General features: G+C 58.0%; 13 protein-coding genes. 8 read left to right on the top strand and 5 right to left on the bottom strand.

What is annotated here, in order from left to right:
• Window positions 1-52 precede the first annotated feature (52 nt).
• Window positions 53-961: a LysR family transcriptional regulator gene (locus NKJ21_RS03115; RefSeq protein ID WP_254732697.1), complete on the bottom strand. Its 909-nt coding sequence runs from the start codon at window positions 959-961 to the stop codon at window positions 53-55.
• A gap of 166 nt (window positions 962-1,127) precedes the next feature.
• Between NKJ21_RS03115 and NKJ21_RS03110 the strand changes: the two genes are divergently transcribed.
• The 3 genes from NKJ21_RS03110 to abgT all read left to right on the top strand — a co-directional run bounded on the left by NKJ21_RS03110 (window position 1,128) and on the right by abgT (window position 5,533).
• Window positions 1,128-2,438: a M20 family metallo-hydrolase gene (locus NKJ21_RS03110; RefSeq protein WP_032735491.1), complete on the top strand. Its 1,311-nt coding sequence runs from the start codon at window positions 1,128-1,130 to the stop codon at window positions 2,436-2,438.
• The gene (locus NKJ21_RS03105) at window positions 2,438-3,883 is read left to right on the top strand and encodes a M20 family metallopeptidase (protein ID WP_117138220.1); all 1,446 of its coding nucleotides are present in this window, start codon (window positions 2,438-2,440) and stop codon (window positions 3,881-3,883) included. The genes NKJ21_RS03110 and NKJ21_RS03105 overlap by 1 nt, the downstream gene beginning before the upstream one ends.
• 123 nt (window positions 3,884-4,006) lie before the next feature.
• Window positions 4,007-5,533 (top strand): p-aminobenzoyl-glutamate transporter, encoded by a 1,527-nt coding sequence (gene abgT / locus NKJ21_RS03100; RefSeq protein WP_239270379.1) that lies wholly within the window; start codon window positions 4,007-4,009, stop codon window positions 5,531-5,533.
• Window positions 5,534-5,565: 32 nt separating this feature from the next.
• Here abgT and NKJ21_RS03095 read toward each other — a convergent pair whose 3' ends face one another.
• Window positions 5,566-5,724: a hypothetical protein gene (locus tag NKJ21_RS03095; RefSeq protein WP_012541886.1), complete on the bottom strand. Its 159-nt coding sequence runs from the start codon at window positions 5,722-5,724 to the stop codon at window positions 5,566-5,568.
• Between the two features lie 257 nt (window positions 5,725-5,981).
• On the opposite strand from NKJ21_RS03095, the gene ogt reads away from it, so the two are divergent.
• The 3 genes from ogt (at window position 5,982) to uspE (ending at window position 8,533) form a co-directional block, all read left to right on the top strand.
• Complete coding sequence (gene ogt, locus NKJ21_RS03090) at window positions 5,982-6,497, top strand: methylated-DNA--[protein]-cysteine S-methyltransferase (RefSeq protein ID WP_012541887.1); 516 nt, start codon at window positions 5,982-5,984, stop codon at window positions 6,495-6,497.
• Window positions 6,498-6,691: 194 nt separating this feature from the next.
• The gene (gene fnr, locus NKJ21_RS03085) at window positions 6,692-7,444 is read left to right on the top strand and encodes a fumarate/nitrate reduction transcriptional regulator Fnr (RefSeq protein ID WP_002903394.1); all 753 of its coding nucleotides are present in this window, start codon (window positions 6,692-6,694) and stop codon (window positions 7,442-7,444) included.
• 138 nt (window positions 7,445-7,582) lie between these two features.
• On the top strand, window positions 7,583-8,533 hold the full coding sequence (gene uspE / locus NKJ21_RS03080; protein ID WP_008805063.1) for a universal stress protein UspE: 951 nt from the start codon (window positions 7,583-7,585) through the stop codon (window positions 8,531-8,533).
• A 117-nt stretch (window positions 8,534-8,650) separates the two neighbouring features.
• Here the strand turns inward: uspE and NKJ21_RS03075 are convergent, their stop codons facing one another.
• The 3 genes from NKJ21_RS03075 to pntA all read right to left on the bottom strand — a co-directional run bounded on the left by NKJ21_RS03075 (window position 8,651) and on the right by pntA (window position 11,916).
• Window positions 8,651-8,839 (bottom strand): YdiH family protein, encoded by a 189-nt coding sequence (locus NKJ21_RS03075; protein WP_004887037.1) that lies wholly within the window; start codon window positions 8,837-8,839, stop codon window positions 8,651-8,653.
• 148 nt (window positions 8,840-8,987) lie between these two features.
• On the bottom strand, window positions 8,988-10,376 hold the full coding sequence (gene pntB, locus NKJ21_RS03070) for a Re/Si-specific NAD(P)(+) transhydrogenase subunit beta (RefSeq protein WP_012541888.1): 1,389 nt from the start codon (window positions 10,374-10,376) through the stop codon (window positions 8,988-8,990).
• A gap of 10 nt (window positions 10,377-10,386) precedes the next feature.
• Window positions 10,387-11,916, bottom strand: coding sequence for a Re/Si-specific NAD(P)(+) transhydrogenase subunit alpha (pntA, locus tag NKJ21_RS03065; protein WP_038422468.1), 1,530 nt, complete (start codon window positions 11,914-11,916; stop codon window positions 10,387-10,389).
• Window positions 11,917-12,437: 521 nt separating this feature from the next.
• Between pntA and ydgH the strand changes: the two genes are divergently transcribed.
• The gene (ydgH, locus tag NKJ21_RS03055) at window positions 12,438-13,388 is read left to right on the top strand and encodes a DUF1471 family protein YdgH (RefSeq protein WP_008805066.1); all 951 of its coding nucleotides are present in this window, start codon (window positions 12,438-12,440) and stop codon (window positions 13,386-13,388) included.
• Window positions 13,389-13,565: 177 nt separating this feature from the next.
• Window positions 13,566-14,948 (top strand): amino acid permease, encoded by a 1,383-nt coding sequence (locus NKJ21_RS03050; RefSeq protein WP_008805067.1) that lies wholly within the window; start codon window positions 13,566-13,568, stop codon window positions 14,946-14,948.
• Window positions 14,949-14,975: the final 27 nt, after the last annotated feature.

Here is a 14,975-nt window from a genome sequence, read left to right as displayed (position 1 = left end):
CCCCCTCAACGCGTTTAGCCGCGTTCGCTGGCAAAGTGAGCGCGACGGGCGATTAAGGAAACAATTGTCGGCTTTGGCGGCGAAACAGCGTGATTAACGACGCCGTTAATGGCGTCTGCCGGGTATCGCGCCGCTGGATCAGATAATAGGTGGCCGTCGGCAAGACGTCGCGGACAGGGATCATCACCAGCTTGTCCGCCATCAGCGGATCGTTGCCGAGCTCCACCGGCAGGATGCTGAGAAAATCACTTTTCACCACCAGGCTAATGCACGACGAGAAGGTTTCGCAAACAATATCTACCTTAGGCGCTAACCCGGCCTGATTAAGCCGGTCCTGCAGCTGTTTAAAGTAGCTGCCGCGCGGCGTCGGCATGGTCCAGTGGTGACCCATCAACTCCCCCAGCGAGGTGGCCTGCGCCGCAGGATGTCCTGCACGGGCGAACACCGCGAACGGTTTCTCAAACAGTTTCTCAAAGCTGAACTCATGGTCGTACGGCCCGGGGTAATAGGTATTGATGGTGAAATCCAGCTCTCCCTGGCGCAGCTCATTGATCATCGCCAGCAGCTGGCCCTCCATAATCCGCACCTTTACCTGCGGATGCTGCTGATGAAAGCGACAGATCACCGACGGCATCAGCGACCGGGCGACGCTGGCGCCAAGGCCAATATTAATTTGCCCGGCCTGCTCGCCCTGGCGCTGCAGCAGTTCGTCCTGCGCCGCCCGCAGTTCCTCAAGGATCAAGCTCGCATGTTGGTAAAAGCTTTCGCCGTTTTCGGTCAGCGCCACCCCCTGACTGCGGCGCACGAACAGCTGGGCGGAAAGCCCCTCCTCCAGTTCTTTAATCGCTTTGGTCAGGGCCGGCTGCGAGACCGCCAGCGCCCGGCTGGCGCCGCGAATACTCCCTTCCCGGGCCACTTCGACGAAGGCGCGGATATGATGAAATTTAATCTGAAATGCCATGCTTTCGGTGATAACCATTGTTTATCAGACAGAAGAAAATCACATCTACTGTAATCCATCAGGCTATGGCAGGTTAAGTGGGATACGGCCTGTAAAACGTAAGTGATAAACAAAAGCTATCACATCGTGAACGCCGTCACATTTTTTACTTATGACAGGATGAGCTATGCCGCAACTTGATGAATACCTCCACCAGCTGGCGCCGGCCATGATCCAATGGCGCCGTGATTTTCACCTGCACGCGGAATCCGGCTGGCTGGAATTCCGCACTGCCAGCAAGGTGGCGGAGATCCTCGACGGGCTCGGCTATCAGCTGGCGCTGGGGCGCGATGTCATCGATGCCGATAGCCGGATGGGGCTGCCGGACGAGGATACCCTGGCCCAGGCTTTCGAGCGCGCCCGCGAACAGGGCGCGCCGGAACGCTGGCTGCCGGCGTTTGAAGGCGGTTTCGCCGGCGTGGTCGCCACGCTCGACACCGGGCGGCCCGGCCCAACCCTGGCCTTCCGCGTCGATATGGATGCCCTTGACCTCAATGAACAGCACGACGACAGCCACCGCCCTCATCGCGACCATTTCGCCTCCTGCAACGCCGGCATGATGCACGCCTGCGGCCATGATGGCCATACCGCCATCGGGCTGGGCCTGGCGCATGTCCTGAAGCAGTATGCCGCGCAGCTCAACGGGGTGATCAAACTGATTTTCCAGCCCGCTGAAGAGGGCACCCGCGGCGCCCGGGCGATGGTGGCCGCCGGCGTGGTGGATGACGTGGATTATTTCACGGCGATCCATATCGGGACCGGTGTGCCGGCAGGTACCGTCGTCTGCGGTGGCGACAACTTTATGGCCACTACTAAATTCGACGTGCAGTTCAGCGGCGTGGCCGCCCACGCCGGCGGCAAGCCGGAGGAGGGGCGCAACGCGCTGCTGGCCGCCGCCCAGGCCGCTCTTGGCCTGCACGCCATCCCGCCGCACAGCGCCGGCGCCTCGCGGGTCAACGTCGGGGTGATGCAGGCGGGCACCGGGCGCAACGTGGTGCCCTCTTCCGCGCTGTTAAAAGTGGAAACCCGCGGTGAAAGCGAAGCCATTAACCAGTACGTGTTCGAGCGGGCGCAGCACGTCATCGCCGGGGCGGCGGCGATGTACGAAGCCCGCTACGAACTACGCATGATGGGTGCGGCGACCGCCAGCGCGCCGTCGCCGGCGTGGGTGGACTATCTGCGCGAACAGGCCGCCCGTGTGCCCGGCGTGCAACAGGCGGTGGATCGTATCGCCGCCCCGGCGGGCTCGGAAGACGCCACCCTGATGATGGCCCGGGTCCAGGCGCGCGGCGGCCTCGCCTCGTACATGATCTTCGGCACCCAACTGAGCGCCGGTCACCACAACGAGAAGTTTGACTTCGACGAGAGCGTCATGGCGCTAGCGGTAGAAACTCTGGCGCGTATCGCGCTTAACTTTCCCTGGCAGCGGGGGGTGTAATGGAAGCCATTTTTCAGTTTGTGGACGAGATGATTGAGACGCGACGCGAGGCGTACTGCGCCATCGCCGATGACATCTGGGATCACCCGGAGACCCGCTTTGAGGAGTACTGGTCCGCCCAACGCCTGGCGGATGCGCTGGAGGCAGAAGGTTTCCAGCTCACTCGCGATGCGGGTGGGATCCCGAATGCCTTTATCGCCAGCGTCGGCGAAGGCCAACCGGTGATTGCCCTGCTCGGCGAATTTGACGCCCTGGCGGGCCTCAGCCAGCAGGCGCACTGCGCGGAACCGACACCCTCGACACCGGGAGCCAACGGCCACGGCTGCGGGCACAATCTGCTCGGTACGGCGGCATTCGCCGCGGCGGTCGCCGCCAAAGCCTGGCTGCAACAGCATGGCGGCGCGGGCACGCTGCGCTTCTATGGTTGTCCCGGCGAGGAAGGCGGATCGGGAAAAACCTTTATGGTGCGCGAAGGGTTGTTTGATGATGTCGATGCGGCGCTGACCTGGCATCCGGAAGCCTGGGCCGGGATGTTCAGCACCCGCACCCTCGCCAATATTCAGGCGACATGGCGTTTTACCGGCACCGCCGCCCACGCTGCGAATTCGCCGCACCTGGGCCGGAGCGCGCTGGATGCCGTCACTCTGATGACCACCGGCAGCAACTTCCTCAATGAACATATCATCGAGAAGGCGCGGGTCCATTATGCCATTACCGATACCGGCGGTGTCTCGCCCAACGTGGTGCAGGCTCAGGCGGAAGTTCTGTATCTGATCCGTGCGCCGGAGATGGCCGACGCGGAGGAGATCTTCGCCCGCATCGAGAAGATTGCTCAGGGGGCCGCGCTGATGACCGAGACCCAGGTCAGCTGCCGCTTTGAAAAAGCCTGCTCCAGCTATCTCCCCAACCGCACGCTTGAGGCGGCGATGTATCAGGCGGTCTGTCATTACGGTACCCCCGCCTGGAGCGACGAGGAGCGCGCTTTTGCCGCGGCGATACGCGCCACCCTCAGCGCCAACGATATTAACAACAGCCTGAACAATATTGCCGGCACCAGTGGGGAGGAAGGCAAAACGTTCGCTCGTCGCCACCGCGACACGCTGCTGATTGATGAGGTGGCGCCCTGGGCGGCCACGGATAACGTCCTCGCCGGCTCCACTGACGTCGGCGATGTCAGCTGGAAAGCGCCGGTGGCTCAGTGCTTCAGCCCGTGCTTCGCGGTGGGAACCCCGCTGCACAGCTGGCAGCTGGTGAGCCAGGGCAGAACCTCCATTGCCCATAAAGGGATGTTGCTGGCGGGGAAAGTGCTCGCGGCGACCGCGATCCGTTTATTCAGCGACAGCGCCCTGCTGGCGGCCAGCCAACAAGAACTCAGGCAGGTACTGGCCGAACGCCCCTATCGTTGCCCGATCCCGGCGGAGGTGAGTCCGTCCGTTTTACGATAACCACTTAAGACAGGCTACTCCTGGCCAACGCTGACCGGCATCGCGGCACGCACCGACCATAATAACCGCCGGCAGTACGGGAGCAGGCCTGCCCAACACAACAACGACAACAGAGGAACGCCCATGAGTATGTCATCCATACCGTCGTCTTCCCCCGGCGGAAAGCGCTATGGCTGGGTAGAGAAGATCGGTAACAAAGTCCCGCACCCGTTTTTGCTGTTTATCTATCTTATCGTGGCGCTGATCGCGGCCACGGCGATACTTTCCGCCTTCAACGTCGGGGTGCAGAACCCTACGGATGGTTCACGGGTGGTGGTCAAAAATCTGCTCAGTGTGGAAGGGTTGCACTGGTTTTTGCCCAACGTCATTAAAAACTTCAGCGGTTTCGCGCCGCTGGGGGCGATCCTCGCCCTGGTGCTGGGCGCCGGCTTCGCCGAGCGGGTGGGCCTGTTACCCGCGCTGATGGTGAAGATGGCCTCTCACGTCAGCGCCCGCTATGCCAGCTATATGGTGCTGTTTATCGCCTTCTTCAGCCATATCTCTTCTGACGCGGCGCTGGTAATTATGCCGCCGCTGGGCGCGCTGATGTTCCTCGCCGTCGGTCGGCATCCTGTCGCCGGCCTGTTGGCGGCGATTGCCGGCGTGGGCTGCGGCTTTACCGCCAATTTACTGATTGTCACCACCGACGTACTGCTCTCGGGGATCAGCACCGAGGCGGCAAAATCCATCGATGCCTCTTTGCACGTCAGCGTGATCGACAACTGGTACTTTATGGCGACCTCGGTGATCGTTCTGACGCTCGTCGGCGGACTGATCACCGATAAGCTGGTGGAGCCGCGGCTGGGCCAGTGGCAAGGCAGTCGTGATGAAAAGCTGCAGACGCTGACGCCCGAGGAGCGTTTCGGCCTGCGCATCGCCGGCGTGGCAACGCTGGTATTCGTGGCGGTCGTCGCCCTGATGGTGGTCCCCGAGAACGGTATTCTTCGCGACCCGGTTCAACATACGGTCATGCCCTCGCCGTTTATCAAAGGCATCGTGCCGCTGATTATCTTTTTCTTCTTTGTCGTGTCGCTGGCATACGGCATCGCCACCGGCAAAATTCGCCGCCAGGCCGACCTGCCGCAGCTGATGATTGAGCCGATGAAAGAGATGGCCGGGTTTATCGTGATGGTCTTCCCGCTGGCGCAGTTCGTGGCGATGTTCAACTGGAGCAACATGGGCAAGTTTATGGCCGTCGGTCTGACGGACCTGCTGGAGAGCGCCGGGATGAACGGCGTCCCGGCGTTTGTCGGGCTCGCGCTGCTGTCGGCTTTTCTGTGTATGTTTATCGCCAGCGGCTCGGCCATCTGGTCGATTCTGGCGCCGATCTTCGTGCCGATGTTTATGCTGCTGGGCTTTCACCCGGCCTTTGCGCAGATCCTGTTTCGCATCGCCGATTCATCGGTGCTGCCGCTGGCGCCGGTGTCGCCGTTTGTGCCGCTGTTTCTCGGCTTCCTACAGCGCTACCGACCGGATGCCCGCCTCAGCACCTACTACTCGCTGGTGCTCCCTTACCCGCTGATTTTTCTCGCCGTCTGGCTGCTGTTGCTGGTGGGATGGTATCTGGTGGGACTGCCGATCGGCCCGGGTATCTATCCGCGTCTTCCTTAACCTGCTGGCAGGCCAGGGATGGCCGTATAGCCTTAACGCGACACCTTCGTTTTCACTTTGCTGGCCGCATGATCCACACTGGCCAATTTATAGAAAAGCGCTTTGTACACCCTTTCAAACACCAGGGTCAGACCGTGGATCGCTAAGCCGCTGATGATCAATACCAGTACGCCAGTCAGTATATATTGCATAGCCCCACCTCTGAGTGATTAACAGCGCCGCGCTGAGGCGTCAGCACCCTACCAGGCGCGTGAAGCACCGGTATCGTCAGTTAAAAAGTAGCAAAAACCATGCCCGATAACCCGCCAGGATCGATCCAAAAATAAATCATCGTGGCTTAGGCAGAGCGCCAGCCCGTGATGCGGCTTTATCTTTTGGGAGTATAGTTGACTGTCGTCAGCGCGTGGTATCGTGTGCCCCTCATGTACGATGGTGGATGACAGAAACGATGTTGACCTTGCTGCAGGATAAAATGGATACCCCGCTGGGGCCGCTGTGGGTACTTTGCGACGAACAGTTTAATTTGCGCGCCGTCGAGTGGGACGAGCACCGCGATCGGATGGAAACCCTGCTCGACGTTCACTATCGACGGGAAGGCTATCAGCGCGTCGACTGCCGCAACCCAGGCGGCCTCAGCAGTAAGCTGAACGACTATTTCGCCGGCGATCTGGCGATTATCGATACCCTGGCTACCGCCACCGCCGGCACCCCGTTCCAGCGCCAGGTCTGGCAGGCGTTACGCGATATCCCCTGCGGCCAGGTGATGCACTATGGCCAACTGGCCGAGGCGCTCGGACGCCCCGGCGCCGCTCGCGCCGTGGGGGCCGCCAATGGCGCCAATCCGGTGAGTATCGTGGTGCCCTGTCATCGGGTCATCGGGCGTAACGGCACCCTGACCGGCTATGCCGGGGGCGTGCAGCGAAAAGAGTGGTTATTGCGCCATGAAGGGTATCTTTTACTTTGACTGAAAATGCCTTTTCTGGAATCTTCAGGTAATTTTACAATCAAACATAGCGAAATAATCTATTGCTTATCAATCAGATATACAGCCATTTTGATTTACCCTGCTGATATTACGTGTTTCCGGGTCTGAAGACTTACCTGCTGATCAAAAAGATGTTAAAATTGACCAATATCAATTAAGGCCTGAGCAGACATATGATCCCTGAGAAGCGAATTATTCGACGCATTCAGTCTGGCGGTTGTGCTATCCATTGTCAGGATTGCAGTATCAGCCAGCTCTGCATCCCCTTTACTCTGAACGAGCATGAGCTTGATCAGCTGGATAATATTATCGAGCGGAAAAAGCCTATCCAGAAAGGTCAAACCTTGTTCAAAGCCGGTGATGAGCTGAAGTCGTTGTACGCTATTCGCTCCGGGACCATCAAAAGCTACACCATCACTGAGCAAGGTGATGAGCAGATCACCGGCTTCCATCTGGCGGGCGATCTGGTGGGCTTCGACGCCATCGGCACCGGTCTGCACCCGAGCTTTGCGCAGGCGCTGGAAACCTCGATGGTCTGCGAAATCCCCTTCGAAACCCTTGACGATCTTTCCGGAAAAATGCCGAATCTGCGTCAGCAGATGATGCGCCTGATGAGCGGCGAGATTAAAGGCGACCAGGATATGATCCTGCTTCTTTCCAAAAAGAATGCCGAAGAGCGCCTGGCGGCGTTTATCTACAACCTCTCTCGTCGTTTCGCCCAGCGCGGCTTCTCACCCCGTGAGTTCCGCCTGACCATGACCCGCGGCGACATCGGTAACTATCTCGGCCTCACTGTCGAAACCATCAGCCGTCTGCTGGGGCGTTTCCAAAAAAGCGGCATGCTGGCGGTGAAAGGCAAATACATCACTATTGAAAACAGCGATCTGCTGGCCCAGCTGGCCGGTCAGGCGCGCAACGTCGCTTAATCTCTGCGCACTACCTGGTCACGATCGGCAATTTTTTAAGATTTGTTGATCTGACCAGGCTCCTCCCCTGTTTCAATTCATCCATATAGGTTATCTTTTTAGTAACTGACGGTAGCTGCAGTTGTAAGGAGACCCTGTATGGCGAAGTATCAGAGCATGCTGGTAGTAATCGATCCTAACCAGGACGACCAGCCGGCACTTAGGCGCGCGGTGTACCTGCACCAACGGATTGGTGGACGCATCAAAGCCTTTTTGCCGATCTATGATTTTTCTTATGAAATGACCACCCTGCTGTCGCCGGACGAACGCACGGCGATGCGCCAGGGCGTTATTGCCCAACGTACAGCCTGGATCCGCGAGCAGGCGAAATTCTATATTGAATCGGGTGTGCCGATCGACGTAAAAGTGGTGTGGCACAACCGCCCCTTCGAAGCCATTATTCAGGAAGTTATTAGCGAGAAACACGACCTGCTGTTGAAGATGGCCCACCAGCACGACAAACTGGAGGCAGTGATCTTCACACCCACCGACTGGCATCTGTTGCGTAAGTGCCCCTGCCCGGTGTGGATGGTAAAAGACCAACCGTGGCCGGAAGGTGGCAAAGCGCTGGTCGCGGTCAATCTCGCCAGCGAAGAGAATTATCACAACACCCTGAACGAAAAGCTGGTTCGGGAAACGCTGTCTCTGGCGCAAGAAGTTAACCATACCGAAGTACATCTCATCGGCGCCTACCCGGTGACCCCCATCAATATCGCGATTGAGCTTCCGGATTTTGATCCCAGCGTCTACAACGACGCCATTCGCGGTCAGCACCTGCTGGCGATGAAAGCGCTGCGGCAGAAGTTTGGCATCGATGAGAAATTCACCCACGTGGAAAAAGGCCTGCCTGAGGAGGTGATCCCGGATCTCGCCGAGCATCTGCAGGCGGGGATCGTGGTGCTGGGAACGGTCGGACGTACCGGCCTGTCAGCGGCGTTCCTCGGCAATACCGCGGAACAGGTGGTCGATCATCTGCGCTGTGACCTGCTGGTACTCAAACCGGAGGCCTACCAGACGCCGGTGGAACTGGACGACGACGACGACGATTAACCCTCTTCTCGTACCGCTCATCTTCCCCCGCCTCGCGGGGGATTTTTTTTGCTTGCTGCCAGTCAGGCACAAAAAAAGGGCCGCTGGCGGCCCCTGTCACTGTCCAGCGAGAATGGCTTAGTGGATACCCAGACGCCAGGCCAGATCGATCTCTTCTTTCAGCTCCAGCGATGAGAGCGCCATCAGGTCAGCAAACTCCAGCTCCAGCAGTTTCAGCTTTTTCAGATACTGCGCTGGGGTCATGACGGTAGTGTCGCGGCGTAAGAATTCGATGGCCATCTGCGTTGGGGTTAACTCGGTATCCATAATATCCTCTGTCTGATGTAATAACCGGGACATTATATCATCTCTCACCGCTTATTTTATGAACAATTCCAGGCATCTCTCCGCATATAAAAAAGCCGTCTCACAGGAGACGGCTTATAAACAAACGTTGTAAAACAAGCGTGCTACATTACAGCGCTTTCAGGATCGCATCGACGCTGGCTTTCGCATCCCCAAACAGCATATGGGTGTTCTCTTTGAAGAACAGCGGGTTCTGTACGCCGGCGTAGCCAGTGTTCATCGAACGCTTAAAGACCACCACGTTCTGCGCTTTCCAGACTTCCAACACTGGCATACCCGCGATAGGGCTCTTCGGGTCGTCCTGCGCCGCCGGGTTGACGGTGTCGTTGGCGCCAATCACCAGCACGGTGTCGGTATCGCTGAAATCATCGTTGATCTCATCCATCTCCAGCACGATGTCGTAAGGCACTTTGGCTTCCGCCAGCAGCACGTTCATATGCCCCGGCAGACGCCCGGCCACCGGGTGAATACCAAAGCGTACTTTGATACCCCGCGCCCGCAGCTTCTCGGTAATTTCTGCCACCGGATACTGCGCCTGGGCCACCGCCATACCGTAGCCAGGGGTGATGATCACCGACTGCGAGTTTTTCAGCATCTCCGCTGTCTCTTCCGCGCTAATCTCGCGATGTTCGCCCACTTCTTCATCGCCGCCGCTGGAAGACCCATCGGTGCCGAAGCCGCCAGCAATCACGCTGATAAAGGAGCGGTTCATCGCCTTACACATAATGTAAGAGAGGATGGCACCGGAAGAACCCACCAGCGCGCCGGTGACGATCAGCAGGTCATTGCTCAGCATAAAGCCCGCTGCCGCTGCCGCCCAGCCCGAGTAGGAGTTGAGCATGGAAACCACCACCGGCATATCCGCGCCGCCGATAGAAGCCACCAGGTGCCAGCCGAAGGCCAGCGCGATCGCGGTCATCACCAGCAGGCACAGGACCTGGGTACCAGTGCTGTCGGCGCGAACAAAAATCACCATCAGCACGAAGGAGACCACCAGCGCCGCCAGGTTCAGCTTATGGCGATTCGGCAGCATCAGCGGCTTCGAGGAAATTTTGCCGCGCAGTTTACCAAACGCCACCACCGAACCGGTGAAGGTGACTGCACCGATGAAGATGCCGAGGAACACTTCGGTCAAATGGATATTGACCAGAATCTGCTCCATCCCGGTTTCATGCTGCAGGTAGCTGTTAAAACCCACCAGCACCGCCGCCAGGCCCACGAAGCTGTGCAGGATAGCCACCAGCTCCGGCATCTCGGTCATCTCGACCTTTTTCGCCAGACGAATACCGATCGCCCCACCGATCACCATCGCGAGGATGATCCAACCGACGTTGCCGGCGTCCGGCCCCAGAATCGTGGCGATCAGGGCGATAGCCATCCCGGCGATGCCGAAATAGTTGCCCTGCTGCGACGTTTCGTGTTTCGACAGACCCGCCAGGCTGAAAATAAACAGGATTGCGGCAACAATGTATGCAGCTGTAACTAATCCACCAGACATGTGCTACCCCTTATCCTTTGCGAAACATTTTCAGCATGCGCTGAGTCACGGTAAAACCACCGAAAATATTAATGCTGGCGATCAGTACCGCGATAAAGCTCAGGAAGCTGACCCAGCCCCCGTGGCCTATCTGCAACAACGCACCAACAACGATAATGCCCGAAATCGCGTTCGTCACCGACATCAGCGGCGTATGCAGCGCATGGGAGACGTTCCATACCACGTAGTAACCTACTACGCAGGCCAGCGCGAAGACGGTGAAATGGCCAAGGAACTCTTTTGGCGCGACGTTCGCCAGCCAGCCGAAGAGGATAATCGCCAGCGCTATCAGGGCATATTTACGCCATGGGGACACCGGTTTTGCCGCTTCTTTCGGCGCTTCCACTTTTTTCGCCGCAGCCTGCGGCTGAGCGGAGACCTGAATCGGCGGCGCCGGCCAGGTGATTTCGCCTTCACGCACCACGGTCACGCCGCGCACCACCACGTCATCGAAATCGATAACAATGTTGCCGTCTTTCTCTTTGCACAGCAGCTTCAACAGGTTGACCAGGTTGGTGCCGTAGAGCTGGGAAGACTGGGTCGGCAGACGGCCCGGCAGGTCGGTGTAACCGATAATTTTCACGCCGTTGGCGGTGGTGACCACTTCGCCGGGCACGGTGTACTCACAGTTACCGCCGTTTTGCGAGGCGAGGTCGACCACCACGCTGCCCGACTTCATGGAATCAACCATTTCGCGGGTGATCAGCTTCGGCGCCGGTTTACCCGGAATTAACGCCGTGGTGACGATGATATCGACATCTTTCGCCTGGGCGGCGAACAGCGCCATTTCGGCCTTAATAAAGGCCTCAGACATCACCTTGGCATAGCCGTCGCCGCTGCCCGCTTCCTCTTTAAAGTCCAGCTCGAGGAACTCGGCGCCCATACTCTGCACCTGCTCCTTCACTTCCGGACGGGTATCGAAGGCGCGGACGATAGCGCCCAGGCTGTTGGCGGCGCCAATCGCAGCCAGACCGGCCACCCCGGCGCCGATGACCATCACCTTCGCGGGCGGAACTTTGCCTGCCGCCGTAATCTGTCCGGTAAAGAAACGGCCGAATTCATGGGCCGCTTCCACGATTGCACGGTAGCCGGCAATGTTTGCCATTGAACTGAGCGCATCCAGCGACTGGGCGCGAGAAATACGCGGCACCGAATCCATCGCCATCACGTTGATATTACGGGCCGCCAGTTTTTCCATCAGCTGCGGGTTTTGCGCAGGCCAGATAAAACTTATCAGCGTGGTTCCCGGATTCAGCAGTGCAATTTCATCGTCATTTGGAGCATTGACCTTGAGGATGATGTCAGACTGCCACACCTCGTTGCCCGTGACGATCTCAGCCCCTGCCTGGGTAAAGGCGGCATCGTCAAAGCTGGCCAGTTTCCCGGCCCCGCTTTCTACCGCGACGCTAAAGCCGAGTTTAAGCAATTGCTCAACGGTCTTCGGCGTGGCGGCGGCCCGGGTCTCCTGGGCTAGCCTCTCTTGTGGTACACCAATACGCATAGTTTTCCCTTCCATCGGTTTTTGATGATGGTTTACTTTTCTGACCAACAACGACAAGACGGCGAAATCTTCCTCGCCATCTTCCGCTGTCTGCAAAATGAAACAGTAACAAACTTTTTATAACCTACTGAAAATAGCGATTGTGATCTACAGCGATAAAACAGAAATTTTGATTTTATTGCTTATTGTCAGCACAGATGGTTCCGGGCAGCAATATTTACCTGAATTTCTCACTCAGGCCTGATAATCCGCTTATCCAGCGTGATAAAACGCCATTTATCGCCATTGAGATCATTGTATTAACATTACGTTAACTAATAAAAGTGGTATCGATTATCGTTTTTGCTGGTCAAGCGGCTGTTTTTTCAACATATCGAAAAATGTTATCTTTCCGTAGTATACGATTCGGGCGGCAAGCAAAAAATGACGCAGACAGTCACAACGATTAAATGCAATAATCAAACGTTTTCAGTCAACAACAACACCAGTATATGGTTTGCGCAAGGCAAAGGATTATTTTTATGAAGCTTAAAAACACCCTCCTGGCGTCTGCTCTCCTGACAACCGCCACGTTGTCTGCCCATGCAGCGACCGAGTTGACCCCGGAGCAGGCGGCTGCGCTGAAGCCCTACGATCGCGTTGTCGTCACCGGCCGGTTTAATGCCATTGGCGACGCGGTACAGGCGGTATCGCGTAAAGCCGACAAAGACGGCGCGGCCTCATTCTATGTTGTCGACACGTCGGACTACGGCAATGGCGGCAACTGGCGCGTCACGGCTGACCTCTATAAAGACAACGCGCCGCAAGCGGATGCGCCGAAAAATCGCATCATCAATGGCGTGGTAGAACTGCCGAAAGATCAGGCCGTGACGCTGATGCCTTACGACACTGTCACCGTTCAGGGCTTCTATCGCAGCCAGCCGGAAGTCAATGATGCCATCACCAAAGCGGCAAAAGCGAAAGGCGCCTATGCGTTCTTTATCGTGCGCCAGGTGGATGCCAACCAGGGCGGCAACCAGCGCATTACCGCTTATATCTATAAAAAAGATGCTGAAAAACGCGTGCTGCAGAGCCCGGACGCCATCCCGGCAGACTCTGACGCCGGTCGCGCGGCGCTGGCCAAAGGCGGTGAAGCGGCGAAAAACGTGGAAATCCCGGGCGTCGCCACCACCGCAGCTGTAGGCTCAGGCACTGGCGTCGGTCGTTTCTTCGAGACCCAGTCTTCCAAAGGCGGGCGTTACACTGTCACGCTGCCGGACGGCACCAAAGTGGAAGAAGTGAACAAAGTGACCGCGGCGCAAATGGTGCCGTTCGATAATATCCAGTTCACCGGCAACTACGGCAACATGACGGAAATCTCCTATCAGACGGCGAAACGCGCGGCGAAGAAAGGGGCGAAGTACTACCACATCACCCGTCAGTGGCAGGAACGCGGCGGCAACATCACCATCAGCGCTGATTTGTACAAATAATCACTGCTGACTGGCTAAAAAGGCGGCGCAATGCCGCCTTTTCATTTTTTTTCATCCCCCGCCATTGCATGGCTCCCGGACACTCCGTAAAATCCCGCGCCTTAGCGCAATCCTCCATTTTTATGCGATTTCGCAAAATAAATATTCTGGAACAGCCATTTTCACCTCGGGAATGCAATGGAAAAGAAACTGGGCCTGAGCGCCCTGACCGCCCTGGTCCTTAGCTCAATGCTCGGCGCTGGCGTATTCAGTTTGCCGCAAAATATGGCTGCCGTAGCCAGCCCCTCCGCTTTGCTTATCGGCTGGGCCATCACCGGCGTCGGGATCCTGTTCCTCGCCTTCGCCATGCTGCTGTTAACCCGCATTCGTCCCGACCTCGACGGCGGGATCTTCACCTACGCCCGCGAAGGGTTCGGTGAGCTGATTGGCTTCTGTTCCGCCTGGGGATACTGGCTCTGCGCGGTGATCGCCAACGTCTCCTATCTGGTCATCGTCTTTTCGGCGCTCAGTTTCTTCACCGATACCCCTGAGCTGCGCCTGTTTGGCGATGGCAACACCTGGCAGTCTATCGCTGGCGCTTCGGTTTTGCTGTGGGTTGTCCATTTTCTGGTCCTGCGCGGCGTGCAGACGGCGGCGGGGATTAACCTGGTGGCCACCCTCGCCAAACTCCTGCCGCTGGGCGCGTTTATCGCGCTCGCCGCCCTGGCCTTCCAGCTGGATACGTTCCGCCTCGATTTCCGCGGACTGGCGCTGGGAATCCCCGTGTGGGAGCAGGTTAAAAACACCATGCTGATCACCCTGTGGGTGTTTATTGGCGTGGAAGGTGCCGTCGTGGTTTCTGCCCGCGCCCGACACAAGCGCGATGTCGGTCGCGCAACGCTGCTGGCGGTGCTCTCCGCCCTCACGGTCTATCTGCTGGTCACCCTGCTGTCGCTGGGCGTGGTGCCGCGCAGCGAACTGGCCGGCATGCGTAACCCGTCGATGGCGGGACTGATGGTCAACATGATGGGTTCGTGGGGAGAAATCGTGATTGCGGCGGGCCTGATCGTGTCGGTGTGTGGCGCCTACCTGAGCTGGACGATTATGGCAGCGGAAGTGCCTTTCCTGGCCGCCACGCATAAAGCCTTCCCGCGCCTGTTTGCCCGCCAGAACCGCAACAATGCCCCGTCCGCCTCGCTGTGGCTGACCAATATCAGCGTTCAGGTATCGCTGGTGCTGATCTGGTTGACCGGGTCGGACTACGGCACCCTGCTGACCATCGCCTCAGAGATGATCCTCGTCCCCTATTTGCTGGTCGGCGCCTTTCTGCTGAAAATCGCCACTCGCCCGCTGCACAAAGCGGTGGGTATCGGCGCCTGCATTTATGGCTTATGGTTATTATACGCGTCGGGACCTGTGCATTTGCTGTTGTCGGTGGTACTTTACGCTCCGGGTCTTCTGGTCTTTTTGTACGCTCGACGTACGCACCAGCACGATCGTTCGCTCAAACGCCGCGAATTGGCGCTAATTGGTTTATTGCTGGTTGCCGCTGTGCCGGCAACGTGGATGCTGGTGGGGTAAGCGCTCGCCCTGCCGCAGAACGCATAG

Origin of the sequence: Klebsiella sp. SWET4, from assembly GCF_024296565.1 — a bacterium.
Lineage (GTDB): Bacteria > Pseudomonadota > Gammaproteobacteria > Enterobacterales > Enterobacteriaceae > Klebsiella > Klebsiella variicola.
This window is presented reverse-complemented; position numbering and strand designations above follow the sequence as displayed.

Coding starts and splice junctions, on each gene's coding strand:
- NKJ21_RS03115 (WP_254732697.1), bottom strand. CDS start 961: ATGGCATTTCAGATTAAATTTCATCATATCCGCGCCTTCGTCGAAGTG.
- NKJ21_RS03110 (WP_032735491.1), top strand. CDS start 1,128: ATGCCGCAACTTGATGAATACCTCCACCAGCTGGCGCCGGCCATGATC.
- NKJ21_RS03105 (WP_117138220.1), top strand. CDS start 2,438: ATGGAAGCCATTTTTCAGTTTGTGGACGAGATGATTGAGACGCGACGC.
- abgT (WP_239270379.1), top strand. CDS start 4,007: ATGAGTATGTCATCCATACCGTCGTCTTCCCCCGGCGGAAAGCGCTAT.
- NKJ21_RS03095 (WP_012541886.1), bottom strand. CDS start 5,724: ATGCAATATATACTGACTGGCGTACTGGTATTGATCATCAGCGGCTTA.
- ogt (WP_012541887.1), top strand. CDS start 5,982: ATGTTGACCTTGCTGCAGGATAAAATGGATACCCCGCTGGGGCCGCTG.
- fnr (WP_002903394.1), top strand. CDS start 6,692: ATGATCCCTGAGAAGCGAATTATTCGACGCATTCAGTCTGGCGGTTGT.
- uspE (WP_008805063.1), top strand. CDS start 7,583: ATGGCGAAGTATCAGAGCATGCTGGTAGTAATCGATCCTAACCAGGAC.
- NKJ21_RS03075 (WP_004887037.1), bottom strand. CDS start 8,839: ATGGATACCGAGTTAACCCCAACGCAGATGGCCATCGAATTCTTACGC.
- pntB (WP_012541888.1), bottom strand. CDS start 10,376: ATGTCTGGTGGATTAGTTACAGCTGCATACATTGTTGCCGCAATCCTG.
- pntA (WP_038422468.1), bottom strand. CDS start 11,916: ATGCGTATTGGTGTACCACAAGAGAGGCTAGCCCAGGAGACCCGGGCC.
- ydgH (WP_008805066.1), top strand. CDS start 12,438: ATGAAGCTTAAAAACACCCTCCTGGCGTCTGCTCTCCTGACAACCGCC.
- NKJ21_RS03050 (WP_008805067.1), top strand. CDS start 13,566: ATGGAAAAGAAACTGGGCCTGAGCGCCCTGACCGCCCTGGTCCTTAGC.